This is a genomic window from Kluyvera georgiana ATCC 51603 (assembly GCF_001654985.1).
GTDB lineage: Bacteria > Pseudomonadota > Gammaproteobacteria > Enterobacterales > Enterobacteriaceae > Kluyvera > Kluyvera georgiana.
In genome coordinates this window covers 65190-90934 of the sequence record NZ_LXEU01000067.1, presented here as the reverse complement: position 1 = coordinate 90934, position 25745 = coordinate 65190, and the positions used below count along the sequence as shown (strand labels likewise).

The window sequence follows — 25745 nt, the reverse complement described above, 5'->3', positions numbered from 1 at the left end:
TTGCATAGCTTGGCTTTTCTTCCGATGGGATGGTATAAAAAACAGTTGGAATAAATACTTCAATAATTTTACAGTTATCTTTTAGGCTTGTTAATGGTACAATCCGTCCATTATATAAAGTATTAATTCCATAATGTTCGTCGTTATAACTCGCTACAGCAAATAGAACTTTAAAATCACCAATATACTGTTTTATTGAGTTTACTAAATCAACATTACCCTGAGATATAGGACTTAGGGTGTGGCGACGTCTTGTTATAATTTGTTCAGCCACGTCAATCCATCTATTTTTTATAGAAAGCCTAACAATCTCATCATAGCTAACCCCAGTCTTTGACGGCTGATTTAAAAAAGAATCCTTAATACTACTCCTGATCTTTATTAATACATCACGATACTCCCCAAAAAAAGGACTCGCTCTATTAATAACCGGTAAGAATTTTATCAATGACTTATGACTAAACGTTAATATATTATCCAGCGTCAAACGAGCACTCTGAATCTGGTCATTATCTATCTCAAAAGATAGTTGTCTGACAGCACCATATTGAGGATAACATGCTTTGGCCGCTTTGAAGAATGAATGTGCCTCGAAAATCCTTTTATCATCTTGTAAAATCTCACCAATCCGCATCAGTATTTTACGCTCAGACGGATATTGTTTCTGCGCATTTATTAATATATCAAATGCATTAATCTGATCGTTCAAATTTTGACATGACCTCGAAAAAATAAGTATCTGTTCGAGTGTCAATAATCCATTTACGGATGAAAGTAAAGCAACAATACCCTGATGATCATTACACTTAATTAACGCCTTCAATCCTGGGAGAACATTTTTAGCTTTGCCCGGAATGTTATTTTTCTTCATTATACTCCCATTACGGGTAATAGATGCCCTTCCTTTATTTGATAAAATAGGAGAATTGATTAAGATTTTTTTTGCTTTGTCTGACTGCCCTTCCTTTTCATATAGAGAAGCCAAAGCTTCATAACCAAAAGAATTATTTGGGTATTTTTTAATCACATATTCACAGTAATTAACGCAAGAATCAAAATCATGTTTATCCGCGAATGAATTATAATATCTTTTCAATTTTTTTAAGCTAATTGTTTTTTTAAGGAAAACTAATTTTAGCTTATCAAGTGTATTTTTTTCTTTCTTTACCGCAGCGTTTATTGCTTTTCCAAATATAGATGACATCACAATTTCAACCTTTACTTTTGCTGTTTTTCAACGCGATTTGGAGTTTTCTTTTTGTCGACAGTAATTCCTGATTAACATGCCTGATATAACGCTGACTCTGAGTTAAACTGTAGCAGTCATTGAGTAAATTATGAATGGCCTGGACTGCTTGAGTAACCGCATCTTTTGTCTCAACAAATAAACGCTGCTTAATTTCGGAATGAACGGTCGAGAAATGTTCTATATTGTCAAAAATATACTTAACTGAAGATGACAATTCTTCAGGTTTGAACACTTCATAACCTATATTATTTCTCTCCGCGTATTCAATGCTATAAACATCCATTTTTAAATCCATTTCATTTGCATTACAATTTTTACTCAGCAATACCACTGGTTTATTAAAATATATTGCATCGAATATAGCACCACTATAATCAGATATAACAATATCCGATACTGAGATTAACTCAAGGAGATCATCATTTGCGCCAAAATAGTTAATTCGACCATTAACTCTATTTTTCCTATGTCCTTCCAAAAGATCAGTATTATGATGTAACTTAAGAATGACATTATATTCACCAGATAACGCCATTACAGATTCAAGAAAATCATCAATGCTGGATAAATCTCCCCACGTTGGTACATATAGAATAGTTTTCAAACCAGGAATGAACCTACTTTGAAATTTATCATAGCATTTTATAAATGTATCTGGATTAGTCCAACGATCATATCTTGGATTACCGGTACAAATTGCCGGACAGAAATTTTTTATTTTATCATTTGCATATTCTCCATATGTTAAACAAAGATCCCCCAGCGAACGCCATGCACCATAATTATGAGGTTCTTTAGCATAACCATATTGGATCATGACTATTTTGGTTTTTTCAAATGTTTCCATTCTGAAAAATGGTGTTTGACATACAATAACATCAAATATACCATCAAGCAGAGACATTTTACTTCGGTCCCAGATCATAACTGGAATATTTTCATCATTAAAAAACTCTTCCGAAAACTCATTCAGAGATTCGTTTTTTTTCTCAACAATAAAAACACTTCCTGAAATAGCATTGGCTAAGTCTTTTATATGCAAAAATTGAAATGGGTTCCAACCAATAAAGCCAACTTTAGGATTCTCAACCATATTTTTTTATCTCAGCAATGAGTTTAGTTGTTGAAATTCCATCAGTTCTTGGAAGGTACAATACTTCACAAAGATTTTTAAACATATCAAACCGACCTTTCCAATCATCTCCCATAACAAGAATATCCGCGTTAAACTTTTTTATATATTCACCTTTCAACTCTAATGATTCTTCCAGAAATACATCATCAACAAATGACAGTGCTGACACTATCTCACAGCGCTCAGTCTCTGGATAAACAGGATAACGTTTTTTCTTTGAGTAATTTAAGGCATCAGAAGAAACACCAACAATAAGACGGTCACCTAAAAGCCGGGCTCTTTTTAGTATGTTAACATGCCCTATATGTAGTACATCAAATGTACCAAATGTAATTATGGTTCGCATACATAACTCTCCATATTAAATAAATTCTTCATTCTTATAACAAGAAATAGCATCATCGATAGAGTTCAGAATAATTATTTTATTATTCCTACCCACAAACAATGCAGTATCACAATACTCTTTCAAACTATTCAAACTATGCGAAACCATCAAAAAGCTCGCCTCCTGATGTCGTTCCTTAAATAAATCCGCACACTTTTGCTTAAACCGGGCATCGCCAACCGCCGTCACCTCATCGACAAGGTAGTAATCAAACTTGAATGCCATACTCAACCCGAACCCAAGCCGCGAGCGCATCCCTGATGAATACGTTTTAATTGGCATATCGAAGTATTTCCCCAACTCCGCAAATTCTTCGACAAAATCCACTTTGTCTTTAAATTCATCTTTCTTTGCGTACAGTCGGGCAACGAACTTCACGTTCTCACGGCCGGTCAAACTTCCCTGAAACCCACCGGACAGTCCAACAGGCCATGAGATGGTGCTATCGGTGACAATTCTGCCGCTATCAGGTTGGTCGATCCCGCCAATCATCCTGAGAAGCGTCGATTTCCCCGCACCGTTTCGGCCAATAATCGCCACGCTTTTCCCCGAGGGAAGTTCAATGTTGAGATCTTTAAAAACATAATGTCGCCCCTGAGGGGTACGGTAGGACTTGGTGAGATTTTCTATTCGGATCATGATGTCAACATTGCCTTTTCTCGAACACGGTAGAGCGCCAACCCGAAAAAGAGGAGTAGCAGCGTACAAAAAGCCACATAGGATAAACTGACACCCTCACTGACATATCCAACCACCACGCACTCGCGGCTTAGTTCAACGATATGCACAATCGGGTTCCAGAGCAGATACGGCCAATAAGCGCGAGGGATAGCATGCAGAGGGAACATCACGCAGGAGATGAAATAGAGGGGTTTTATCAGTATCGGCAGAAACTTTTCGGTTTCAGGGAAGGTTTTACCCACCACCATAAAGATAAGCCCAACGCCGCAGGAGAACAGCACTAATAGCAGCCAGGTCAGTATTAACGTCACCAGCTGCGTTATCTCAAACACCTCGCCCGCAAAGCCGACAATGCACATTAAGATGATATAGACGCAACCATAAATAACCGATTCAAGCAGCGCGCGCGCAATAACGGTATCGACCGGCTTGACCGGTCGATAGTTGAATAGCCCCTGATTGGCCTCAATCGCACTAATCGAACGACTGGTGATATGGCTAAACAGAAAATAAGGAATGATGCCGTTAATCAGAAAGACAGGAAATGAGATATCCGGCATGGTGCGATGCATGAAATAGCCAAAAATAGCCAGCACCACCAGCAGGTGCGCAGTGGGTTCCAGTATTGCCCAAAAATATCCAAGGCGATATTTCCCAAACCGCGTTTTTATTTCTCGTAGAAATAATGCCTCTACGGCAGCACGTTGAACTTCGATACCACTTCTCGCCATCACAATCCTCGCCGTTATTCAGGCATGCTACCGCCCTGCCCCATTACGGCCTTGGCATTAGCTGAAACTGAATAAATAAAATGAATATTTCTAGGAAATGAATTGACGTTATGAATTAATAATTCACGTAATTTAATTAAACAACATCATTCCCTTGATGTATTCCACTATATTTAATTAACGACGCCAATTTAACTTTTAAAGTTAGTGCTGACTAGGAAAACTGATTTAATAAAACTTAATGCATTAATTAATAATAATCACCCCAATGGTTTGTTATTAAAAATCATGACATTACATATCAACAAGGGGAAATGAATACGCCTAAGCGTTTTTCCGAAAAAATAAGCATAGGATACGCATATATATTATAAATTATTATCATTAATTTATATTGTTTTGAATGCCCCTTTTAACAAAGGGGCCACCTCTTTTATCAATCGCCCATCAATGCTTTCACCAGCTCCACGCACCGCAGGAAGCGTGAATCGTAATCGGATTCTTCAACGTGTACAAAATCGATATTGTTCTTCTCAAGCATTGAGACCAGCAGCGTCTGAAACTCTTTGCGATCCACAGAGCTACCCAGGCTGCGCAGCCCGTCCGCCACCCAGGGGGTGTTGTTTTCCAGCAGGATCACCAGGTCAAAACGATATTCGTCAATCAGCGCCTGGACGAACGGATGTTCGCGCCCTTCATACTTTTTACAGAAGGCCTGAGTGCTGACAAAATCGGTGTCGATAAAGGCGACCTTGTTGGCGTACTTCACCGCAAAATCAATATACTGGGCGTGGCCCAGCGCAATTTTGTCGTAGTCGGAATATTGCAGCGCCATCTCGTCGCCGCCAAGATGAGAAAAGACGTAGTCACGGCCATATTCCCAGGCGCTGGTGGTGTTGAAGATATTGGCCAGCTTGTTTACCAGCGTCGATTTGCCGCTGGACTCACCGCCGAGAATCGCGACAGTACGCACGAAGAACGGCTTCACCTCGGTAGGAATGTAATCCCAGTAGCGGAACGGATTCTCACGAATCTGCGCGCCGCTGATATTCATAAACGTCCGCTTCGGGTCCACCAGCACGGTCTCAATGCCAAGGTGTTCAAGATACTGCGGCGCATCTGACTCCTCGGAGGTATAGATCCAGTTCGGCTGAATCCCCTTCTCTTCCATAAAAGTTTTCATCCCCGCACTCCACACGTCCCAGCCGTGCGGATACGGCTCCATGCCCTCTTCATTGAAAGCATGAATACGAATGTTCTTCTGATATTTAAACGTCTGGAGCAGCCAGCGCAGACGGTCAGGCACCGTAGGCTGTTGCGACATCGCGCTCTCTTCAAACAGCGCACGATCGCGCGTGTCGTCATAGCCCATGATGATGTGCAGCTCGTCAACCTGGCTACAGGCGCGCTGGATAAGATAGATATGCCCCGTATGCAGGGGATAAAACTTGCCAAATACCACGCCAATATTTTTCTGCTGACGTGGGAATTCCAGATTCAGGAAGCGATGTAAGGCTTCGAGCTTTTGCGCGCTGGGGCTTTTAATTTTGGCGTTCAGAAGCTGGCTTAAATAGCCCTTGGTCATGCCGCTGGCGTCTGCGACCTGCTGTAACGTACAGCCTTTCTGACGAATTGCGGTTTTGAGATAGTCGAACGACGACACAAGAGCCTCCTGCTAAATTGGGGTGAACCATCTACCCATTATACAAAAAACCCGGATGTACTCACGGTACTATCCGGGGAAAGAGAGCGGCGTCGCAATACGACGCCGGAGTCAGACATTATAAATCGTCAAAGACGTTCAGCGCATCGGAGAGTTTTTTCACACCAAATACTTTCATCCCTTCCGGAACTTTTTTCGGCACGTTGGCAGCGGGGACGATTGCCCGACGGAAACCGTGCTTCGCCGCTTCCGAAATACGTTCCTGTCCGCTGGGAACCGGGCGAATTTCACCGGCCAGCCCCACTTCGCCAAACACCACTAAATCCTGCGGTAGCGGTCGGTCGCGCAGGCTGGAGACCATCGCTAACAGTAACGCGAGATCGGCGCTGGTTTCGGTTACCTTCACGCCGCCCACCACGTTCACAAACACATCCTGGTCCGCCATTTGCAAACCGCCGTGGCGGTGCAGAACGGCAAGCAGAATCGCCAGACGGTTCTGCTCGAGGCCAACGGCCACACGACGTGGGTTGCCCATCATCGAATGGTCCACTAGCGCCTGAATCTCGACCAGCAGCGGACGCGTCCCTTCCCACACCACCATCACCGAACTGCCGGAAGTCACTTCATCCCCACGGCTCAGGAAGATGGCGGACGGATTACTCACCTCGCGCAGCCCCTGTTCGGTCATGGCGAATACGCCAAGTTCGTTTACCGCGCCAAAACGGTTCTTATGGCTGCGCAGGGTACGAAAACGGGAATCAGCGTCACCGTCGAGCAGTACCGAGCAGTCGATACAGTGTTCCAGCACTTTCGGGCCAGCCAGCGAGCCGTCTTTAGTGACGTGCCCTACCATGACGATAGCCACGCCGCGCGTTTTGGCAAAGCGCGTCAGATAGGCGGCTGTTTCACGCACCTGCGCCACGCTGCCCGGCGACGACTGAACATCCGCCATGTGCATGACCTGGATGGAATCAATCACCATCAGCTTCGGCTGCTCTTCTTCCGCAATCTGGCAAATCTGCTCGATACTGGTTTCCGAGAGCATATTCAGGTTGGCGGTCGGTAGGCCGAGGCGATGCGCGCGCATCGCCACCTGCTGCAACGACTCTTCACCGGTGACGTACAGCGTTTTCATCTGTTCTGACAGCTTGCACAGGGTTTGCAGCAGCAGGGTTGATTTCCCCGCCCCCGGGTTACCGCCAATCAGAATGGCGCTGCCGGGCACTACCCCCCCGCCCAGCACGCGGTCAAACTCTTTAAAACCGGTCGAGAAGCGAGGTAGCTCTTCCAGGCTGATTTCCGACAGCTTCTGCACCTTCGCCACGCCAGCATTACCGGCATAGCCGCTCAGGCGCTCATTACGCGCGACCGTGGGAGAAGCCGCTACGCGCACCTCGGTGATGGTATTCCACGCATGACAGGCGCTGCACTGCCCCTGCCAGCGCGGGTAGTCCGCACCGCACTCATTACAAACAAATGCGCGTTTAGGAGCTTTCGCCACGTTAACCTCTTTATTTCTGATTCATGCTGCCGGAGAGGATGCAGAACACCCCCATCAGATCGGCATGACGGATAGTGACTTCCGTCTGTTCATTCACTTTGGGTTTGGCATGATACGCAATCCCCAGACCGGCCTTTTTGATCATCGGCAGGTCATTGGCGCCATCGCCGATCGCCACGGTCTGCGCATGCGGAATTTCATATTTTTCAGCCAGCTGCAGCAGCGTTTTCGCTTTATACTGCGCGTCGACGATATCACCAACCACTTCACCGGTCAGCTTGCCATCACGAATGCCCAGCTCGTTGGCTACTGCGGCGGTCAGACGCAGCTTATCGCGAAGATATTCGGCAAAGAAGGTGAAGCCGCCGGAGGCAATCGCGACTTTCCAGCCCAGCGTTTCCAGCTTCAGCACCAGTTGAGTCAGCCCAGGCATCAGCGGCAGTGTCTCACGTACCTGACGCAGGATATCGGCATCCGCATCCTTCAACGTTGCCACACGCTGGCGCAGGCTGGCGCTGAAGTCCAGCTCGCCGCGCATCGCACGTTCGGTGACTTCTGACACCAGCTCGCCGGTGCCGGCCAGTTTAGCGATTTCATCAATGCACTCAATCTGAATGGCCGTGGAGTCCATGTCCATCACCAACAGGCCCGGCGTGCGCAGATGCGGGATTTTCCCCAGCGGCGCGACATCCAACTCAGCATCATGCGCCAGGCGCGTCGCGCGCGGCGTTAACGATCCCGCCAGACGAATCACCTGATAGTCTTCCACGCACCAGGCTGCCACAATGACCATCGCCGCGCCCAGCTTGCGCTGGTAGGTTGTCAGACGCGCTTTATCCAGCCCGCGTCCATACAGCAGCCAGCCGCTACGGCCAGCGTGGTAATCCAGCGGCATGACTTCATCACCGCTGAGCGAAAGCGGCAACCCAGGCCACAAGGAGACATCTTCAGGCAGGTCGCACCAGGTCAAACTGTTTGGCATTACAGCTCCAATCTTCTTAATTAAGCCCAGGAAAATAACGCATGAGGCTACCTTGTAACCAGCGCTTCTGGCAACATTAAGCTGTAAATTTTCAAAGGTGGAATATGGTTCGCGCAAAACTGAAATTTCGACTGCATCGTACGGTGATTGTTCTTATCTGTCTGGCGCTGCTCGTCGCGCTGATGCAGGGGGCGTCCTGGTTCAGTCAGCAAAGCCAGAAACAACGTAATCCGCAGCTTGAAGATCTGGCGAGAACGCTGGCGTATCAGGTGTCGCTTAATCTCGCGCCGATGATGAAAACGGAAACGCCGGACGAGAAAAAGATTGGCCAGTTGCTGAAGCAGCTTACCGCGAAAAGCCGAATCCTCGACGCGGGCGTTTATGATGAGCAGGGCGACCTTATCGCCCGTGCCGGTGAACAGGTTGAATTACGCGACCGTCTGGCGCTGGACGGCAAAAAGGCCGGGAGCTACTTCAATCAGCAGATTGTTGAACCTATTCAGGGAAAAAATGGCCCGCTCGGCTATCTGCGCCTGACGCTTGATACGCATACCATCGCCACCGAATCCCGTCAGGTGGATAACACCACCAATATTTTACGTCTGATGCTGCTGCTGTCGCTGGCCATTGGCGTGGTGCTGGCACGCACGCTGCTGCGCGGCAAACGTACGCGCTGGCAGCAATCGCCGTTCCTGCTCACGGCGAATAAGCCGGTGCAGGATGAAGACAAAGATTAATCAGAAAAGGAAATCGCCATGACAACGCTGCGCCTGCTGCTTTCTGACTCTCACGATCCGTGGTTCAATCTCGCCGTTGAGGAGTGTATTTTTCGCCAGATGCCCGCGACCCAGCGGGTGCTGTTCCTGTGGCGTAACGCGGACACGGTCGTTATCGGCCGCGCGCAGAATCCGTGGAAAGAGTGCAATACCCGGCGCATGGAAGAAGATAACGTCCGCCTGGCGCGTCGCAGCAGCGGCGGCGGCGCGGTGTTCCACGACCTTGGCAACACCTGCTTTACCTTTATGGCGGGGAAACCGGAGTACGATAAGACAATCTCTACCGCTATCGTACTCGAGGCGCTAAATTCACTCGGCATTACGGCGGAAGCCTCCGGGCGTAACGATCTGATCGTCAAAACGGAGGAAGGCGATCGTAAAGTCTCCGGCTCAGCCTACCGGGAAACGAAAGATCGCGGCTTCCACCACGGTACGCTGCTGCTGAATGCCGACCTGAGCCGGTTGGCCAATTACCTGAATCCAGACAAGAAAAAGCTCCAGGCAAAGGGCATTTCGTCCGTACGCGGGCGCGTGGCGAATCTGGTGGAACTGCTGCCGGAGATTACCCACCAGCAAATTTGCGAAGCCGTAACCGAGGCGTTTTTCCAGCACTACGGTGAGCGTGTCGAAGCCGAAATTATCTCTCCAGATAACGTGCCGGATCTGCCCAACTTCGCCGAGACGTTTGCCCGCCAAAGCAGCTGGGAGTGGAATTTCGGCCAGGCACCGGCGTTCAGCCATCTGCTGGATGAGCGTTTTACCTGGGGCGGCGTTGAGCTGCATTTCGACGTAGAGAAAGGCGTGATTACCCGTACACAGGTGTTTACCGATAGCCTGAATCCTGCGCCGCTGGAGGCACTGGCTGAGCGTTTACAGGGCTGCCAGTACCGTGCTGACGTCCTGCAGCAAACCTGCGAAGCGCTGGTTGCAGAGTTTCCGGAACAGGAGAATGAGCTGCGGGAGCTGGCGAATTGGGTAGCGGGGGCGGTACGCTAAGCAGACTGCCGGATGGCGGCTACGCCTTATCCGGCCTACAAACGAGTGATTTCTGTAGGCCGGATAAGCGAAGCGCCATCCGGCATTACCGTCGCTCACCCGCTTCAAGATCCCTCACCTCCCCCGCCCAATCAACCGGGTAAACCCCATTGCGAACATCGCGATGAAAGGTCGAAAACGGCCAATCCTGCACCCGGGTTACCCATCCGTGCTTCACGGGGTTAATGTAGATGTAATTTTTATGGTGGCGATAATCTTCATCATCGCGGATCGCGTGCTCCCAGAATCGTGGCTGCCACACTTCATGGCGCATTATCGATTTGGTAAATAACTTTTTAAGCTCCCGCCAGCGAGATGAAAAATCACAATCGTTCTCAGGAAGCGTCCAGATGCAATGCAAATGCTCTGGCAGCACGACAAAAGCATCGATTTGAAAAGGCTTGGTATTTTTCACTCGGCGAATAGCAGAGCGTAATTCCGCAATCTGACGGATAAGTAAATCACTTTTCCGGTGTTTCAGATTAACCGTGAAAAATCAGGTTCCACCGTTGAGGTAATAACGACGATAGTTCGACATTTTGTTCATTCCTTAAACAAAATCCAAACGTAACGGGTTAATAGAAAAAGGCAACGCGAAGAGGGTAATTCGGGAATGAGGCTCGCAGTATAGGTAGCGGACTGCCGGATGGCGGCTACGCCTTATCCGGCCTATGTCCGGTAACAACCGCAGGCCGATGTAGGCCCGGTAAGCGAAGCGCCACCGGGCACAACACGGTCTTACTCTTTATCGCCCAGCAGAACGGATTCCAGCGCGATTTTGATCATGTCGTTGAACGTGGTCTGACGCTCAGCGGCAGTGGTCTGCTCGTGGGTACGGATATGGTCGGATACGGTGCAGATGGTCAGCGCTTTGGCTCCAAACTCTGCAGCCACGCCGTAGATACCTGCCGCTTCCATTTCCACGCCCAGTACGCCGTATTTTTCCATCACGTCGAACATTTCGCCGTCCGGAGAATAGAACAGGTCTGCGGAGAACAGGTTGCCCACGCGCGCGTCTACGCCCAGCGCTTTTGCCGCGTCAACAGCGTTACGGACCATGTCGAAGTCAGCGATAGCCGCGAAGTCATGATCTTTGAAACGGATACGGTTCACTTTCGAGTCGGTGCACGCGCCCATACCGATCACCACGTCACGCAGTTTGACGTCCATACGCACAGCGCCGCAGGAGCCCACGCGAATGATTTTCTTCACGCCGAAATCGGTGATCAGCTCTTTGGTGTAGATGGAGCAGGACGGGATACCCATGCCGTGACCCATCACGGAAATCTTACGGCCTTTGTAAGTGCCGGTGAAGCCTAACATACCGCGAACGTTGTTCACTTCACGGACATCTTCGAGGAAAGTTTCAGCAATGTGCTTCGCGCGCAGCGGGTCGCCCGGCATCAAAACTACGTCAGCGAAATCGCCCATTTCTGCATTAATGTGTGGGGTAGCCATCATTTTATCCTTATCACGTTGTTACTGCCTGATGGCGGCTAAGCCTTATCAGGCCTACAAAACCGTAGGCCCGGTAAGCTTGCGCCACCGGGCAATTGCATCACAGCATATTTTTGCCGTATTCCATTGGCGACGTACCGAAGTAAGTCGCCAGCGTCTGGCCAATATCCGCGAAGGTTTCACGGTGGCCCAGCGAACCCGGTTTGACTTTCGGGCCGTAGATCAGCACCGGGATGTGCTCACGGGTATGGTCGGTACCGGTCCAGCTCGGGTCGCAGCCGTGGTCGGCGGTAAGAATCAGAATGTCATCTTCACCCACCAGCTCCATCAGCTCCGGCAGACGGCGGTCGAACAGTTCCAGGCCTGCGGCGTAGCCCGCGATATCGCGACGGTGGCCCCAGGAAGAGTCGAAGTCCACGAAGTTAGTGAAGACAATGGTCTCGTCACCCGCTTCCTTCATCTCTTTGATGGTGGCGTCAAACAGCGCATCCAGACCGGTGGCTTTCACTTTTTTAGTGATACCGCAGTTGGCATAGATGTCCGCAATCTTACCGACGGAAACCACGTGGCCGTTTTTCTCGTCCACCAGCTTCTGCAATACGGTCGGCGCTGGCGGTTCAACGGCCAGGTCATGACGGTTGCCGGTACGCTGGAAGTGACCCGCTTTGTCGCCGACAAACGGACGTGCAATCACGCGGCCAATGTTGTAGCCCCCTTCGGTCAGCTCTTCACGCGCGATTTCACACAGCTCGTAGAGTTTATCCAGGCCAAAGGTCTCTTCGTGGCAGGCAATCTGGAACACGGAGTCGGCAGAGGTATAGAAAATCGGCTTGCCGGTTTTCATATGCTCTTCGCCCAGTTGGTCGAGGATCACGGTACCAGAAGAGTGGCAGTTACCGAGGTAGCCCGGCAGGTTGGCACGCTTAACCAGTTTATCCAGCAGCTCCTGCGGGAAGCTATTTTCGTGGTCGCTGAAGTAGCCCCAGTCGAACAGAACCGGCACGCCGGCAATTTCCCAGTGGCCTGACGGCGTATCTTTACCGGAAGAGAGCTCATGCGCCCAGGCGTATGCGCCCACCACTTCCGCATTGCCGTCCATGCCGGCGGCAATTTTACCGGTAGAGCCTTCATGGGCTTTCACCAGACCCAGACGAGTCAGGTTAGGCAAATTCAGCGGGCCCTTACGACCATTGTCAGCCTCGCCTTTGGCGCAGGCTTCGGCAATGTGACCCATGGTATCTGCACCGACATCACCAAAGCGGTCAGCGTCTTCCGTTGCACCAATCCCAAAGGAGTCCAGCACCATAATAAATGCACGTTTCATCTTGTTCTCCATACATCTTGCGCTGCAAAAAAGCGATCAGATCAGTATATAACTATTCGGTAATGCGACGATAGACGGTTGGCGTAATTTCAGGCGCTTTGTCGTCCAGTTTAATTGCCGCTTTCACGGCTTTCGCCGCGTCCTGCCAGCTTGCTTCATCTTTTGCATGGATCACCGCCAACGGACGCTGCCCGTCAACGCTGTCGCCCAGACGGGCCATATCGGTAAAGCCGACGCTGTAATCGATGGTATCGGATGCCTGACGACGACCGCCGCCCATAGAAACGACCGCCATGCCCAGCGCGCGGGTATCCATCGCGCTGACAAAACCTTCGGTATCAGCATAGACCGCTTTACTCAGCATCGCTGTCGGCAGGTATTTCGCATAGTTTTCAACGAAATCGGTTGGGCCTTTCTGTGCCGCCACCATGCGACCAAAGATCTCCGCCGCTTTACCGTTGTCGAGCACGGCCTGCAGTTTGGCGCGCGCTTCAGCGTCGTCTTTCGCGAGGCGGCCGGAGATGAGCATCTCAACGCACAGCGCCATGGTGACGTCGAACAGACGCGGATTGCGGTATTCACCGGTCAGGAACTGCACGGCTTCACGAACTTCCACCGCATTACCGGCGCTGGAGGCCAGCACCTGGTTCATGTCGGTCAGCAGCGCCGTGGTTTTGACGCCAGCGCCGTTGGAAACGCCCACGATGGCTTCCGCCAGCGCCGCAGAGAGTTCGTAGGTCGGCATAAACGCGCCGCTGCCTACTTTCACGTCCATGACCAGCGCATCCAGACCTTCTGCCAGCTTTTTGGCGAGAATCGAGGCGGTAATCAGCGGGATGGAGTCCACCGTCGCGGTAATGTCGCGGGTGGCGTAAAAACGTTTGTCCGCCGGTGCGAGCGAGCTGGTCTGCCCAATAATCGCCACACCCACGTCTTTAATAATTTCACGGAAACGGTTGTCGTCCGGGAAGATGTCGAAGCCCGGAATGGCTTCCAGTTTGTCGAGCGTACCGCCGGTATGGCCGAGGCCGCGACCGGAGATCATCGGAATATAGCCACCGCAGGCCGCGACCATGGGGCCAAGCATCAGCGAAGTGACGTCACCGACGCCGCCGGTAGAGTGCTTGTCGACAATCGGGCCGTTGAGGTTGAGGCTCTTCCAGTCCAGGACGGTGCCTGAATCCCGCATCGCCATGGTCAGCGAGACACGCTCCGGCATGCTCATATCATGGAAGAAAATGGTCATCGCCAGCGCGGCAATCTGCCCTTCAGAGATGGTGTTGTCGCGAATACCGTTGATAAAGAAACGAATTTCTTCATCACTCAGCGCCAGGCCATCACGTTTTTTGCGAATAATTTCTTGAGCGAGAAACAAGGTACCCTCCTTTGGAATCGGGGAATCACGGCGGGGAAACCGCCCTACGTTCCTGTAGCCCGGCCAAGCGTAGCGCCGCCGGGGAGATCCCGGAGTCGGCGCGCATGCGCCTCGTCCGGGCTACGATAATGCATTAATAGCTGCTAGCGCTCTTACCGTCGCCGTGGCCCAGCGCCTTCAGCAGGCTAGCCAGCAGAGAGGAAGCGCCGAAGCGGTAGTGACGGGAGTCTGCCCAGTCCGCGCCGAACAGTTCGTCAGCGATAGACAGGAACAGCTGCGCGTCTTCAGCGGTACGCACGCCGCCAGCTGGCTTAAAGCCCACGGTTTTCTGTACGCCCATATCACGGATCACTTCCATCATGATGCGCGCGCTTTCCGGGGTCGCGTTTACCGGTACTTTACCGGTAGAGGTTTTGATGAAATCAGCGCCGGCTTTGATGGAGATTTCGGATGCTTTGCGAATCAGCGCTTCTTCTTTCAGTTCACCGGTTTCGATGATCACTTTCAGCAGCACGTTTGCCGCAGCACAGGCGTCTTTACAGGCTTTCACCAGGTCAAAACCAACCTGCTCGTTGCCCGCGATCAGCGCGCGATATGGGAAGACCACGTCAACTTCATCAGCACCATAAGCAATCGCCGCGCGGGTTTCCGCCAGAGCAATATCGATATCGTCATTGCCGTGCGGGAAGTTGGTGACGGTGGCGATACGGATGTCAGGCGTTCCCTGCTCTTTCAGCGTTTTACGCGCAATCGGAATGAAACGCGGATAGATGCAGACAGCGGCGGTGTTGCCCACCGGCGTTTTCGCCTGATGGCACAGTGCGATCACTTTCGCATCGGTGTCATCTTCATTCAGGGTGGTTAAGTCCATCAGTTGCAGTGCACGCAGGCTGCTTGCCTTTAAATCAGTCATTTTGCTCTCCAACGGCGTATTGCCGTTTAAATCGTTACCTTGCGGGTCTGTGATTATTGTAACACCGCCCCGCGCTCACACTTCGACTTTCATCACACTTAGTGAAAACTTCGTACAAATTTGCATAACAACAACGAGATCTTAATCAAACTTTGCCACCAAAGATGGGCCATAAAGCACCACTTCGACGGCTCGGATCAAAAGATGCCCTCATCGTTTCTCATACACTTCGCGCATCGCTCGTCTGAGGAATTCAACATGTCCACTTCGCCAGAATCATCACTGCTGCAACACTGCCAGCAAATTGTGACAAGCTCCGTGTTATCCCCGGAACAAAAACGCCATTTCCTGGCGTTAGAAGCCGAGAATGCCCTGCCGTATCCTGAGTTATCCGAGCAGGCGCAAGCCGCGCTAACCGAGGGTGTTATCTGCGATATGTTCGAAGGACACGCGCCGTACAAACCGCGCTATGTCCTGCCGGACTACGAACGTTTTCTCGCCAACGGCTCCGCATGGCTGGAGCTGGAAGGCGCGCAGGATCTGGACGATGCCCTATCGCTGCTGACCATCCTGTATCACCATGTTCCTTCCGTGACGGCGATGCCGGTATATCTCGGTCATCTTGATGCGTTGCTGTCACCTTATGTTAGAATTCTAACACAAGATGAAATCGATATTCGAATAAAACGTTTCTGGCGCTATCTGGATCGCACGCTGCCCGATGCCTTCACGCACGTTAACATTGGCCCTCACGACACGCCGATTACACGGGCTATTTTACGTGCTGAGGCTGAATTAAAGCAGGTTGCGCCCAATCTGACTTTTATCTACGATCCGGAAATCACACCTGACGATCTGCTGTTACAGGTGGCACAAAATATTTGCGAGTGCAGTAAACCACATATCGCTAACGGCCCGGCGAATGATAAAATATTCACAAAAGATCAATATGGCATCGTGAGCTGTTACAACTCTCTGCCGATCGCCGGCGGCGGCAGCACCCTGGTTCGCATGAATCTGCAGCAGGTTGCCCAGCGCAGCAACTCGATTGACGATTTCTTCAGCCGCGTCCTGCCACACTACTGCCAGCTGCAAATCGATATCATTGATGCCCGCTGCCGCTTCCTCTACGAGCAGTCTCACTTCTTTGAGAATAGCTTCCTGGTGAGCGAAGGGCTGATAAGCCCGGACCGTTTTGTACCGATGTTCGGGATCTACTCGCTGGCGGAAGCGGTCAACATCCTGTGCGAACGCGACGGCATTGCCGGGCGCTACGGTAAAGATGAGCAGGCCAATACGCTGGCTTATCGCATCAGCGCGGCGCTGGCCGAATTTGTCGCCCAAACGCCGGTGCAGTACGGCTGGCAACAACGTTCGTTGCTGCACGCACAGTCTGGCATCAGCTCCGACACCGGCACCACGCCGGGCGCGCGTCTGCCTTACGGCGATGAACCGGACCCGATTAGCCATCTGCTGGCCGTCGCGCCGCACCATGCGTTCTACGCCGCGGGCATTAGCGACATTCTGACCCTTGATGAAACCGTGAAGCGTAACCCGCAGGCGGTGATGCAGCTGTGTCTCGGCGCATTCAAGGTGGGTATGCGTGAGTTCAGCGCTAACGTCAGCGGTAACGATCTGGTGCGCGTCACCGGCTATATGGTGCGTCTGTCCGATCTGGAAAAATATCGCGCGGAAGGCTCACGTACCAATACCACCTGGCTCGGTGAAGAAGCCGCACGTAATACCCGTATTCTGGAACGTCAACCTCGTGTCGTGAGCCATGAACAGCAGATGCGCTTTAGTCAGTAAGATTATCCCGTTCTCCTGCGTCGACGGGCCGGGCAGCCGCCTGGCCCTGTTCCTGCAGGGCTGCAACCTACGCTGTAAGAACTGCCACAACCCGTGGACCATGGGGCGCTGCAACGATTGCGGCGAATGCGTGCCGCAGTGTCCGCATCAGGCGCTCAGCCTTGCAAACGGTCGTGTGACATGGCACTCCGCAGTTTGCCAGCAATGCGATACCTGCCTGCATCTGTGCCCGCAGCAGGCGACGCCGATGGCGCAGTCGATGAGCGTTGAGCAGGTGATTGAGCACATCAGTAAGGTCGCGCCATTTCTCGAAGGTATTACCGTCAGCGGCGGCGAAGCGACCACCCAACTGCCGTTTGTCTGCGAGCTGTTCGCCCGTCTGAAGAGCTCCCCGGCGCTTAAGCATTTGACCTGTCTGGTCGACAGTAACGGTGAGCTGCCAATCAGCGGTTGGGAAAAGCTGCGCCCGCTGTGTGACGGCGTGATGGTCGATTTAAAAGCCTGGGACAATGCCTGCCATCTCGCGCTAACCGGCAGAAGCAACATGCGAATAAAGAAAAGCATTCAATGGTTAGCTGAACACGGCATGCTGGCAGAACTGCGACTGTTAGCGATCCCCGATCAAACGGATTATCTCCAGGAGGCGGAGGCGCTGAGCGGGTTTATCGGCGGGTTAGGTGAGGTGGCTATTCGTATTAACGCTTTTCATGCACATGGCGTTTATGGTGAAGCCAAAGCGTGGCGTAGCGCCGGGCCGCAGGATATTGAAGCCTTGAGCCAGGCGCTACGTGCCGGAGGAATAACGCAGATTATTCCTCCGGCGCTGTACTTATAGGGCGAGGAACACGCCGGCAATGGTGGCGCTCATCAGGTTAGAGAGCGTCCCGGCTGCCACCGCTTTCAGACCCAACTGGGCAATATCCTGACGGCGCTTCGGCGCCATGCTGCCCAGGCCGCCAATCAGAATCGCGATAGACGAAAGGTTAGCAAACCCACACAGCGCGAAAGAGATAATCGCTTTGGTGTGGTTTGAAATCACCTGCAACCCGGCTGCCGCCACTTCCGCATCTGCCTTCAGATATTCACCGAAGTTCATGTAGGCCACAAATTCGTTGATCACCAGCTTCTGGCCGATAAATGAACCCGCGACCGTCGCTTCACTCCACGGCACGCCGATCACCCACGCCAGCGGCGAGAAGACCCAGCCCAGAATCAGCTGCAGCGACAGTTCCGGGTAGTTGAACCAGCCGCCTACCCCAGACAAGATACCGTTCAGCAGCGCAATCAGCGCAATAAACGCCAACAGCATTGCGCCCACGTTCAGCGCCAGCTGCATCCCGGATGCCGCTCCCGATGCCGCTGCGTCCAGCACGTTAGTCGGCGCATCCGGATCTTTCGAATTCTTCTCCAGCGTAGGAGAATCCTGCGGCGTCTCGGTTTCCGGAACCATAATCTTAGCGAACAGCAGGCCACCCGGCGCCGCCATAAACGATGCGGCAATCAGGTATTCCAACGGAACGCCCATCTGCGCGTAGCCCGCCAACACGGAACCGGCAACCGATGCCAGACCGCCACACATCACGGCAAACAGCTCAGAACGCGTCATCGTGGCAATATACGGACGAACCACCAGCGGGGCTTCCGTTTGGCCGACAAAGATGTTTGCGGTCGCAGAAAGTGATTCCGTGCGCGACGTTTTGAGCACCTTACGCAGGCCGCCCCCAAGAATACGGATGACAAACTGCATAATGCCGAGATAGTAAAGGACGGCAATCAGCGAGGAGAAAAAGACGATGACCGGCAGAACGCGCAGCGCAAAGACGAAGCCGCCGCCGCCAAAGACTTCAAACATCTTGTCGGAGACCAGGCCGCCGAACAGGAAGCCGATCCCTTCGTTACCGTAAGCGATAACGTTAGCCACGCCTTCCGACATTGCCAGCAGCACTTTACGCCCGGCAGGCACATAAAGGATTAATGCACCGATACCCACCTGCAAAAGCCAGGCTCCCAGCACGGTGCGAAGATTGATTGCTTTACGATTACTGGAGAGAAGTAAGGCAATGGCGAGCAGCACCACCATGCCGATGAGTCCCATGAGGATTTGCATACAGAGTCCCTGTGTATTGAAAAATATAATAATTACGGCAAACCAACGGCGCCGATTATAACGTTCCGCAATTATCTTTTTTGTTCAAAATCACAGGTTTTACGCAACGGTAACAGACGAAAAGCCAATAATGAGACCTAAGTCACCCTACAAGCCAGGAAATAGCGAATAGGTATTCGCAATGAGCGCGCTGGCAATGTGCTCTGGCGCTTCCGGACGCAGCGAGCACAGGTGCGTGAATACTTCGGCAATGCGCTCAGGGCGATTGGGCTGACCCTGGTAGCCATTAAGCGGCATATCCGGCGCATCGGTTTCCAGCACCAGCGACGACAGCGGCAGTTGCGCCATGACGTCACGCGTCTTGCTGGCTCGCGGGTACGAAATCGTTCCGCCGACGCCTATTTTATAGCCTAACTGCACAAACCGCTCTGCCTGTTGCAGGCTACCGGAAAAACCGTGAACCACCCCCGTTCTCGGCAGGTTGTGCCGCTTCAGATGTAGCGCCAGCTTGTCGTGCGTGCGTCGCGAATGGAGGATCACCGGCAGATCGTAACGTTTGGCCAGTCTAAGCTGCGCGTCCAGCAGGTACTGCTGACGCTCAAACTGCGGGTTTTCGCGGTAGAGATCGAGACCCATTTCCCCCACCGCAACCAATTTTGAGGATTTGCGGGAGAGTTCCACTTCCAGCTGCGCCAGGCTCTCATCGCTATGGCGCTCCACAACAATGGGGTGCAGCCCAATCGCGGCATACAAAGAAGGAAAGCGTTCAGCTAATGCCAGCACACGACTAAAATTGTCGGCCTCGGTAGCCGGAATCACTATCTTGTCAACGCCAGCCGCCGCTGCGCGTTGAATACTTGCCTCTTCGTCGCCGGGAAACGGCGCAAAATCAAAATGGCAATGGGTATCAATAAAGCTGCCGTTCACGCCAGATCCTTATCATTGAAAAAAGTATCGTTAACGGGCAATACATCGGGCATTACCGCTGTGGGGATATCATTAGCAACCGGTCGTGTTGGAATGGACAGCGCGTCTGATGAAACATGGCGCGCCAGCGGCGGTTTTTCTGACAACAGCTTACCAATGGTTGCCAGAAAATAGCGGCCGCACAAACGCCCTGTTTTGTAGTCCTGGCGCAGGGCGGGAATACGGCTTCCAAGCGCCATACTGAGCAACGGTTTTGGTGGATAGATTTCAAAAATACGCAGATTACCCGGCGGGTTTTCAATAAATTTCTGGATTTCGGAATAGCTGGTTTCATGGTGTTGCACCAGATTCACCAGCGGCTGCAGGCTGCTCTCCCCCAGCCAGCGTTCCATACGTTTAAACCACTGCGGCGTATAGTACATCTGAGACGGCACGGTGCGGATCACCACCAGCGTCTTTGCCCCCTGCTTTGCTGCTTCGCGCACCGGGATCGCATCGCTCACGCCGCCATCAAAGTAACTAATACCATTCAGCGCCACGCCGGGGCGATAGAAGCCCGGAATCGCGCTGGACGCCCGAATAATATCGAGCCAGTTATGTCGGGTTGGTGAAAAATAGCTGGGCGTATAATCATCGCTTCGGCAGGCGCAGATATAGAAAGATTTTCCCAGTTCAAACAGACGTTCGGCGGTGTCCATTGCCAGCGGCATTTGCCCGGCGGTTGAGCCGACTAGCCAATCGAGGTCAATAAGGTTGCCGCCGCGGACAAAGCGTACCGGGTCGAAAAACTCCCGCCGGGTGGTGTAACGCATGATGACTTTACGCCCGTATCCCGGTTGGTTGCACAGATAGGCGGAAATATTTTGCGCGCCCGCCGAGCTCCCGTAGTAGAGATCGAAGGGATTGAACTGTGCCCGCATAAACTCATCAAGCACCCCTGCAGTGAAGATACCACGTTGCCCTCCCCCCTCGCAGACCAGCGCCATGCGACCAGGAGTGAAACGCCTCAGCGATAATGGCGCAATATTGCCAAGCGTGACGGGTATACGCTGCCCCACCTCTACCTACCTGTTTTTTAGTTCTCAGACTAACAAAGTAGCCTAAATTCGCGTCGGCTAAAACTAATAAAGCCAGTCCGCTGGACTGGCTTTGATTTAATGCTATTTCGTACGCGATGCTCTAGGGTCGTTTACGCCCGGTAAACAGGCTCACCAGGAAGATGATAATCCCCACAACAAACACGATTTTCGCTGCCCATGCAGCGGTACCTGCCAGTCCACCAAATCCTAATGCGGCGGCAATTAACGCGATAACCAGAAATATAATGCCCCAACGAAACATAAGCTTCTCCTTTACCATAGTTAATGTCGCCCGCTTGCTATGAGCGTCCAGGCCACCCATCGGCACTTTTTTTAGTGTGGTGCACATCTTGTCTCCTGCCAAATTTCAGGAGACAAGATGACCACTTATTACTGCACTTTCAGATCATTTTTGACGCTTTTCACGCCTTCGACGGCTTTAGCGACGCTTTCTGCACGCTCGCTTTGCGCCTGGGATTCCACGGTACCCGACAGCTGCACAACGCCATCTGTCGTCTCAACTTTCACGTTACGTGAGGGTACGATGTCGTCAGCCAGCAGCCTGGCTTTCACTTCACTGGTCGTTGCCGTATCACCGGCATAGCCTTTTATCGAGCTTTCTTTGCTGTCGCGGACGTGAAGCTTGTCACTCACAGAAGCAACGCCCTCAACGGTTTTCGCCGCCGCAACAGCCGCTTCAGCCTGCGCCTGACTTTGTACAAAGCCGCTCAGCGTCACGACTTTTTTATCCGTCTTCACGGAGATATCCGTGCTCTTAATACTCTCGTTATCCAGCAGGGCGGCTTTGACTTTTGCCGTGATGGTGCTGTCATCCATGAAGTTACCGACTTTATTCCCTGCACTTTCCGCACTGGCCTGAGCCTTATCCATCGTTGTCGTTTCTGCGTAGACGGAACCGGTAGCCACAGCAGAAGTCAGCATCACGGCAAGCAGCGTTTTAGACATCGTCAGTTTTTTCATCATCAATATATTCCTGTATGTTTTGCCCGCAATTTGAGCATGTGCAACACGCAGGTTGCATTGCTGAATAGGGGACGAAACCCCTGACCACGAATTTCACGACAGCCCCCAATTCTCAGGACCATAAATCACCGCAAAATCGCGCCCTTATCCAGTTATTAATATTGCGATGAAAATAAGTGTCAGCTTTAAGCACTTTACATAGCGTGACTATCAGAATTTAAAGCCGACACAGATGTCATCGCTTTGTTAAATATAGATCACAATTTTGAAAGCGCCCGCTTCGCTGAGCAAAAAACAGACAGTTAATGGAAAAAGGGGCGGAATTAAGAACTTTCCGTAACAGGCTAAAAAGGAAGGAAAAGTGTCAGGGTGCAGCGGCTGCCGCACCCTGAAGGGGGTTTTAGTGCTCGCGAGTTTTGCGGAACTCAACGTCAGGATAACGTTCCTGCGTCAGGTTCAGGTTCACCATGGTCGGGGCGATGTACGTCAGATTATCGCCACCGTCCAGCGCCAGCTGAACTTCGTTTTTACGCTTGAACTCTTCGAATTTCTTCACGTCTTTCCCCTCTACCCAGCGGGCGGTGGCGACGTTTACCGATTCGTAAATCGCTTCAACGTTGTATTCGCTTTTCAGACGCGCAACCACCACGTCAAACTGCAGCACACCCACGGCGCCTACGATCAGGTCGTTGTTGGCAATCGGACGGAACACCTGCACCGCGCCCTCTTCCGACAGCTGTACCAACCCTTTCAGCAGCTGTTTCTGCTTCAACGGATCCTTCAGGCGGATACGACGGAACAGTTCCGGCGCGAAGTTCGGGATACCGGTGAACTTCATCATCTCGCCCTGAGTAAAGGTGTCGCCAATCTGGATGGTACCGTGGTTGTGCAACCCGATGATATCGCCCGGATAGGCCTCTTCAACGTGCGAACGGTCACCCGCCATAAAGGTTAGCGCATCAGAGATAACCACATCTTTACCGATACGCACCTGACGCAGCTTCATGCCTTTTTCATATTTCCCCGACACCACGCGCATAAACGCCACGCGGTCGCGGTGTTTCGGGTCCATGTTGGCCTGAATTTTAAACACGAAGCCGGAGAACTTCTCGTCCTGCGCTTCCACCAGGCGGGTATCGGTGTTACGCGGCATTGGCGCTGGCGCCCACTCCACTAAACCGTCGAGCATATGGTCAACGCCGAAGTTGCCCAGCGCGGTACCGAAGAAGACCGGCGTAATTTCCCCCGCCAGGAACAGCTCTTTATCGAACTCGTTGGACGCACCCTGCACCAGTTCCAGCTCGTCACGCAGCTGCTGGGCCAGCTCTTCACCGACCGCCGCATCCAGCTCAGGGCTGTTCAGCCCTTTCACAATACGCACTTCCTGAATGGTGTGGCCTTTACCCGTCTGATACAGATAGGTTTCATCTTTATAGAGATGGTAAACGCCTTTGAACAGCTTGCCGCAGCCAATCGGCCAGGTAATCGGCGCGCAGCCGATTTTCAGCTCGCGCTCCACTTCATCCAGCACTTCCATCGGATCGCGGATATCGCGGTCGAGTTTGTTCATGAAGGTCAGGATCGGCGTATCGCGCAGACGGGTAACTTCCATCAGCTTGCGGGTACGATCCTCAACGCCTTTCGCGGCGTCGATAACCATCAGACAACAGTCGACCGCCGTCAGCGTACGATAGGTATCCTCGGAGAAGTCTTCGTGCCCCGGGGTGTCCAGCAGGTTCACCAGGCAGTCACGGTACGGAAACTGCATCACGGACGTGGTAATCGAGATACCACGCTGCTTTTCCATCTCCATCCAGTCGGATTTCGCATGCTGGCTGGAACCACGCCCTTTTACCGTACCGGCGGTCTGAATGGCCTGTCCGAATAACAGCACCTTTTCAGTGATCGTCGTTTTACCGGCATCCGGGTGAGAAATAATGGCAAAAGTGCGGCGCTTGGCCACCTCTTGCAAATAAGGAGACAACGTCATAATTCAATCTTCTTAGTAAACGCGGCAACGCGCCGCGCATGTTGAATACGAAAAAATTGCGGCTATTTTACCCATCAAAGGGGGGCTGGCAATCACTGTTTACACAGGAGTCGCTCCAGTTCAGGCAATGAGGTTACCGTCCAGTCAGGCGTGATGCCTTCCGGCAGCGCGCGCTGGTGCGCGTTCAGCCAGCAGGTTGCCCAACCGGCGTTCATGCCGCCGCGAATATCAGACTCGGCGGTATCGCCAACCATCAGCACGCGGGAACGGTCCGGATGGCCGGCCTGTTCAAGGGCGTAATCAAAGATCTGGCGGTCCGGTTTAGCGACGCCGACTTCTTCAGAAATGATCAGCAAATCAAAGTGATTGCTAAAGCCGGTACGCTCAAGGCGCGTTTGCTGTAATGAGGTAAAACCGTTTGTGATGATCCCCATTTTCACTTTGCCTTTCAGCGCATTCAGCAGCGACTCGGCCCCCGGCAAAGGCGCGCAAATCTCCGCCATCGCATTCATAAAGGCGTCGTTCAGATCCCCCGGGTGAACATTCAAACGTTCCGCCCAGCCGGTAAAACGCTGATGCTGAAGCTGGAGCGAGGTGATCGCCCCATTCTGGTAATCCACCCACAGCGGCTTATTCACCGCCTGGTAGTCCTGGAAATCTTCCGCGGTAAAGGTCACGCTATAGTCGAGAAACATCCGCTGTAAGCCGCTAAACGAGTCAAACGTAAACAGCGTCTCGTCGGCATCGAAGAAAATCCAGTCCCACTTCTTCATCTTTTCACCTTGTCTTACATACTAATGGGCAGCGCCATAATAATGGCATCCTCGCGACCTTCCGCCGTAGGATAATAGTTGCGACGAATCGTCGCTTCGTTAAAGCCTAAACTTTCATACAGGGCAATGGCTGCGTGATTCGATGCGCGGACTTCCAGCCATAGCGTGACCACGCCCTGTGCCTCTAACGCATCAATGAGATGTTCAAGCAGCTCGCGCCCCAGACCGCGGCGCTGAAACGCTGGGTCGACCGCGATATTGAACAGCGTCGCTTCATCCAGCACCACCTGCGTGATCGCAAAGGCGGCCATTTCACCGTCGACCGACATCTGCAGGTTCAGATAGCGCTCTCCCTGATTACTGGCGAAGGTTGTTTCACTCCAGGGAAACGCATGGGCGCGCGTTTCAATCGCGAAGGCGCGGGGTAAATCAGTCGTGCTGAGGGTAGAAATCGTGTTCATGGGCGCAAATTTGTTGCCAAAGCGCGGCGCGCGCGGGCGCGCTGGCTTGCAGTTCATTAAACGGCGGCGTCGAAATCACCGCCCCTTCCAGCGTGACGGGTTCATCGTTACCCAGCCGCCAGCAGTGGCAGCGGCTCTGCTGCGGCAGCATCGCCACGCGATCGGGCGTCAGCGGTAAAACCTGGTCCGGCGTCAGACGCAGCGCGCGCAGAATATCGCCCATCAGCGGTTCCGTCAGCGCAGGAAGCTCCTCGCCAACGATCACCAGCCGAACGTGCTGAGGGAGCGTAATGGCAATCTCGCCCTGCAACGCGCCGGGGCGACGCAGTGACCATTGGGTAATACCCAACTGTTGTAATTGCCAGTCTCGCCGGGATGTCATGTACCACGCTCCTGTCTATCAA

At 52.1% G+C, this 25745-nt stretch carries 25 protein-coding genes and 1 pseudogene; 4 read left to right on the top strand and 22 right to left on the bottom strand.

The window, feature by feature from the left end; genetic code table 11:
* From M989_RS17025 to serB, 8 genes are all read right to left on the bottom strand, one after another.
* Nucleotides 1–1204 (bottom strand): tetratricopeptide repeat protein (locus tag M989_RS17025; protein WP_342447181.1); only part of this gene is annotated, 1204 nt, incomplete at its 3' end.
* 7 nt (nucleotides 1205–1211) lie between these two features.
* Nucleotides 1212–2342, bottom strand: a complete 1131-nt coding sequence (locus M989_RS17020; RefSeq protein ID WP_064547191.1) for a CDP-glycerol glycerophosphotransferase family protein — start codon at nucleotides 2340–2342, stop codon at nucleotides 1212–1214.
* Nucleotides 2335–2730, bottom strand: a complete 396-nt coding sequence (locus M989_RS17015) for an FAD synthase family protein (RefSeq protein ID WP_064547189.1) — start codon at nucleotides 2728–2730, stop codon at nucleotides 2335–2337. Before M989_RS17015 ends, M989_RS17020 begins: the two co-directional genes overlap by 8 nt.
* A 15-nt stretch (nucleotides 2731–2745) precedes the next feature.
* Nucleotides 2746–3411, bottom strand: coding sequence for an ABC transporter ATP-binding protein (locus M989_RS17010; RefSeq protein ID WP_064547182.1), 666 nt, complete (start codon nucleotides 3409–3411; stop codon nucleotides 2746–2748).
* On the bottom strand, nucleotides 3408–4184 hold the full coding sequence (locus M989_RS17005) for an ABC transporter permease (protein WP_064547180.1): 777 nt from the start codon (nucleotides 4182–4184) through the stop codon (nucleotides 3408–3410). The genes M989_RS17010 and M989_RS17005 overlap by 4 nt, the downstream gene beginning before the upstream one ends.
* Before the next feature lie 436 nt (nucleotides 4185–4620).
* A complete protein-coding gene (nadR, locus tag M989_RS17000) occupies nucleotides 4621–5847 on the bottom strand; it encodes a multifunctional transcriptional regulator/nicotinamide-nucleotide adenylyltransferase/ribosylnicotinamide kinase NadR (RefSeq protein WP_064547178.1) in 1227 nt (408 codons plus the stop codon).
* Nucleotides 5848–5965: 118 nt separating this feature from the next.
* Nucleotides 5966–7348, bottom strand: a complete 1383-nt coding sequence (gene radA / locus M989_RS16995; RefSeq protein ID WP_064547176.1) for a DNA repair protein RadA — start codon at nucleotides 7346–7348, stop codon at nucleotides 5966–5968.
* Nucleotides 7349–7358: 10 nt separating this feature from the next.
* Nucleotides 7359–8330, bottom strand: a complete 972-nt coding sequence (gene serB / locus M989_RS16990; protein ID WP_064547175.1) for a phosphoserine phosphatase — start codon at nucleotides 8328–8330, stop codon at nucleotides 7359–7361.
* Between the two features lie 104 nt (nucleotides 8331–8434).
* Between serB and M989_RS16985 the strand changes: the two genes are divergently transcribed.
* Nucleotides 8435–9067: a YtjB family periplasmic protein gene (locus tag M989_RS16985; protein WP_064547173.1), complete on the top strand. Its 633-nt coding sequence runs from the start codon at nucleotides 8435–8437 to the stop codon at nucleotides 9065–9067.
* An 18-nt stretch (nucleotides 9068–9085) separates the two neighbouring features.
* Nucleotides 9086–10102 carry a lipoate--protein ligase gene (gene lplA / locus M989_RS16980; protein WP_064547171.1) on the top strand — a complete coding sequence of 339 codons (1017 nt, stop codon included), beginning with the start codon at nucleotides 9086–9088 and terminating at the stop codon, nucleotides 10100–10102.
* An 85-nt stretch (nucleotides 10103–10187) separates the two neighbouring features.
* On the opposite strand, the pseudogene M989_RS16975 reads toward lplA, so the two are convergent.
* The 5 genes and pseudogenes from M989_RS16975 to deoC all read right to left on the bottom strand — a co-directional run bounded on the left by M989_RS16975 (nucleotide 10188) and on the right by deoC (nucleotide 15211).
* Nucleotides 10188–10679 (bottom strand): annotated as a pseudogene (locus M989_RS16975) (REP-associated tyrosine transposase).
* A 200-nt stretch (nucleotides 10680–10879) separates the two neighbouring features.
* Nucleotides 10880–11599 (bottom strand): purine-nucleoside phosphorylase, encoded by a 720-nt coding sequence (deoD, locus tag M989_RS16970; RefSeq protein WP_000224864.1) that lies wholly within the window; start codon nucleotides 11597–11599, stop codon nucleotides 10880–10882.
* Nucleotides 11600–11699: 100 nt separating this feature from the next.
* Entirely contained in the window at nucleotides 11700–12923 is a 1224-nt protein-coding gene (gene deoB / locus M989_RS16965) for a phosphopentomutase (RefSeq protein WP_064547169.1), read from the bottom strand.
* Between the two features lie 52 nt (nucleotides 12924–12975).
* Complete coding sequence (gene deoA / locus M989_RS16960) at nucleotides 12976–14298, bottom strand: thymidine phosphorylase (RefSeq protein ID WP_064547167.1); 1323 nt, start codon at nucleotides 14296–14298, stop codon at nucleotides 12976–12978.
* Nucleotides 14299–14431: 133 nt separating this feature from the next.
* On the bottom strand, nucleotides 14432–15211 hold the full coding sequence (gene deoC / locus M989_RS16955) for a deoxyribose-phosphate aldolase (RefSeq protein ID WP_064547166.1): 780 nt from the start codon (nucleotides 15209–15211) through the stop codon (nucleotides 14432–14434).
* Nucleotides 15212–15469: 258 nt separating this feature from the next.
* Here deoC and M989_RS16950 point away from each other — a divergent pair, with 258 nt between their 5' ends.
* Together M989_RS16950 and M989_RS16945 are read left to right on the top strand one after the other, a co-directional pair.
* Nucleotides 15470–17020, top strand: coding sequence for a YjjI family glycine radical enzyme (locus M989_RS16950; protein WP_064547163.1), 1551 nt, complete (start codon nucleotides 15470–15472; stop codon nucleotides 17018–17020).
* On the top strand, nucleotides 16992–17855 hold the full coding sequence (locus tag M989_RS16945; protein ID WP_064547161.1) for a YjjW family glycine radical enzyme activase: 864 nt from the start codon (nucleotides 16992–16994) through the stop codon (nucleotides 17853–17855). The genes M989_RS16950 and M989_RS16945 overlap by 29 nt, the downstream gene beginning before the upstream one ends.
* Here M989_RS16945 and M989_RS16940 read toward each other — a convergent pair.
* The 9 genes from M989_RS16940 to M989_RS16900 all read right to left on the bottom strand — a co-directional run bounded on the left by M989_RS16940 (nucleotide 17850) and on the right by M989_RS16900 (nucleotide 25723).
* Nucleotides 17850–19127 (bottom strand): NupC/NupG family nucleoside CNT transporter, encoded by a 1278-nt coding sequence (locus tag M989_RS16940; RefSeq protein WP_064547159.1) that lies wholly within the window; start codon nucleotides 19125–19127, stop codon nucleotides 17850–17852. The genes M989_RS16945 and M989_RS16940 overlap by 6 nt on opposite strands.
* A 147-nt stretch (nucleotides 19128–19274) precedes the next feature.
* A complete protein-coding gene (locus M989_RS16935) occupies nucleotides 19275–20054 on the bottom strand; it encodes a TatD family hydrolase (protein ID WP_064547157.1) in 780 nt (259 codons plus the stop codon).
* Complete coding sequence (locus M989_RS16930) at nucleotides 20051–21112, bottom strand: patatin-like phospholipase family protein (RefSeq protein ID WP_064547155.1); 1062 nt, start codon at nucleotides 21110–21112, stop codon at nucleotides 20051–20053. The genes M989_RS16935 and M989_RS16930 overlap by 4 nt, the downstream gene beginning before the upstream one ends.
* 121 nt (nucleotides 21113–21233) lie before the next feature.
* Complete coding sequence (locus M989_RS16925) at nucleotides 21234–21395, bottom strand: DUF1328 domain-containing protein (RefSeq protein WP_064547200.1); 162 nt, start codon at nucleotides 21393–21395, stop codon at nucleotides 21234–21236.
* Nucleotides 21396–21523: 128 nt separating this feature from the next.
* Nucleotides 21524–22117 carry a molecular chaperone OsmY gene (osmY, locus tag M989_RS16920; RefSeq protein WP_425337865.1) on the bottom strand — a complete coding sequence of 198 codons (594 nt, stop codon included), beginning with the start codon at nucleotides 22115–22117 and terminating at the stop codon, nucleotides 21524–21526.
* 400 nt (nucleotides 22118–22517) lie between these two features.
* Nucleotides 22518–24107, bottom strand: coding sequence for a peptide chain release factor 3 (gene prfC, locus M989_RS16915; RefSeq protein ID WP_064547152.1), 1590 nt, complete (start codon nucleotides 24105–24107; stop codon nucleotides 22518–22520).
* A 92-nt stretch (nucleotides 24108–24199) separates the two neighbouring features.
* Nucleotides 24200–24880 (bottom strand): pyrimidine 5'-nucleotidase, encoded by a 681-nt coding sequence (gene yjjG / locus M989_RS16910; RefSeq protein ID WP_064547150.1) that lies wholly within the window; start codon nucleotides 24878–24880, stop codon nucleotides 24200–24202.
* A 14-nt stretch (nucleotides 24881–24894) separates the two neighbouring features.
* Nucleotides 24895–25341: a ribosomal protein S18-alanine N-acetyltransferase gene (rimI, locus tag M989_RS16905; protein ID WP_064547148.1), complete on the bottom strand. Its 447-nt coding sequence runs from the start codon at nucleotides 25339–25341 to the stop codon at nucleotides 24895–24897.
* Nucleotides 25310–25723, bottom strand: coding sequence for a DNA polymerase III subunit psi (locus M989_RS16900; RefSeq protein WP_064547146.1), 414 nt, complete (start codon nucleotides 25721–25723; stop codon nucleotides 25310–25312). The genes rimI and M989_RS16900 overlap by 32 nt, the downstream gene beginning before the upstream one ends.
* Between the last annotated feature and the right edge of the window lie 22 nt (nucleotides 25724–25745).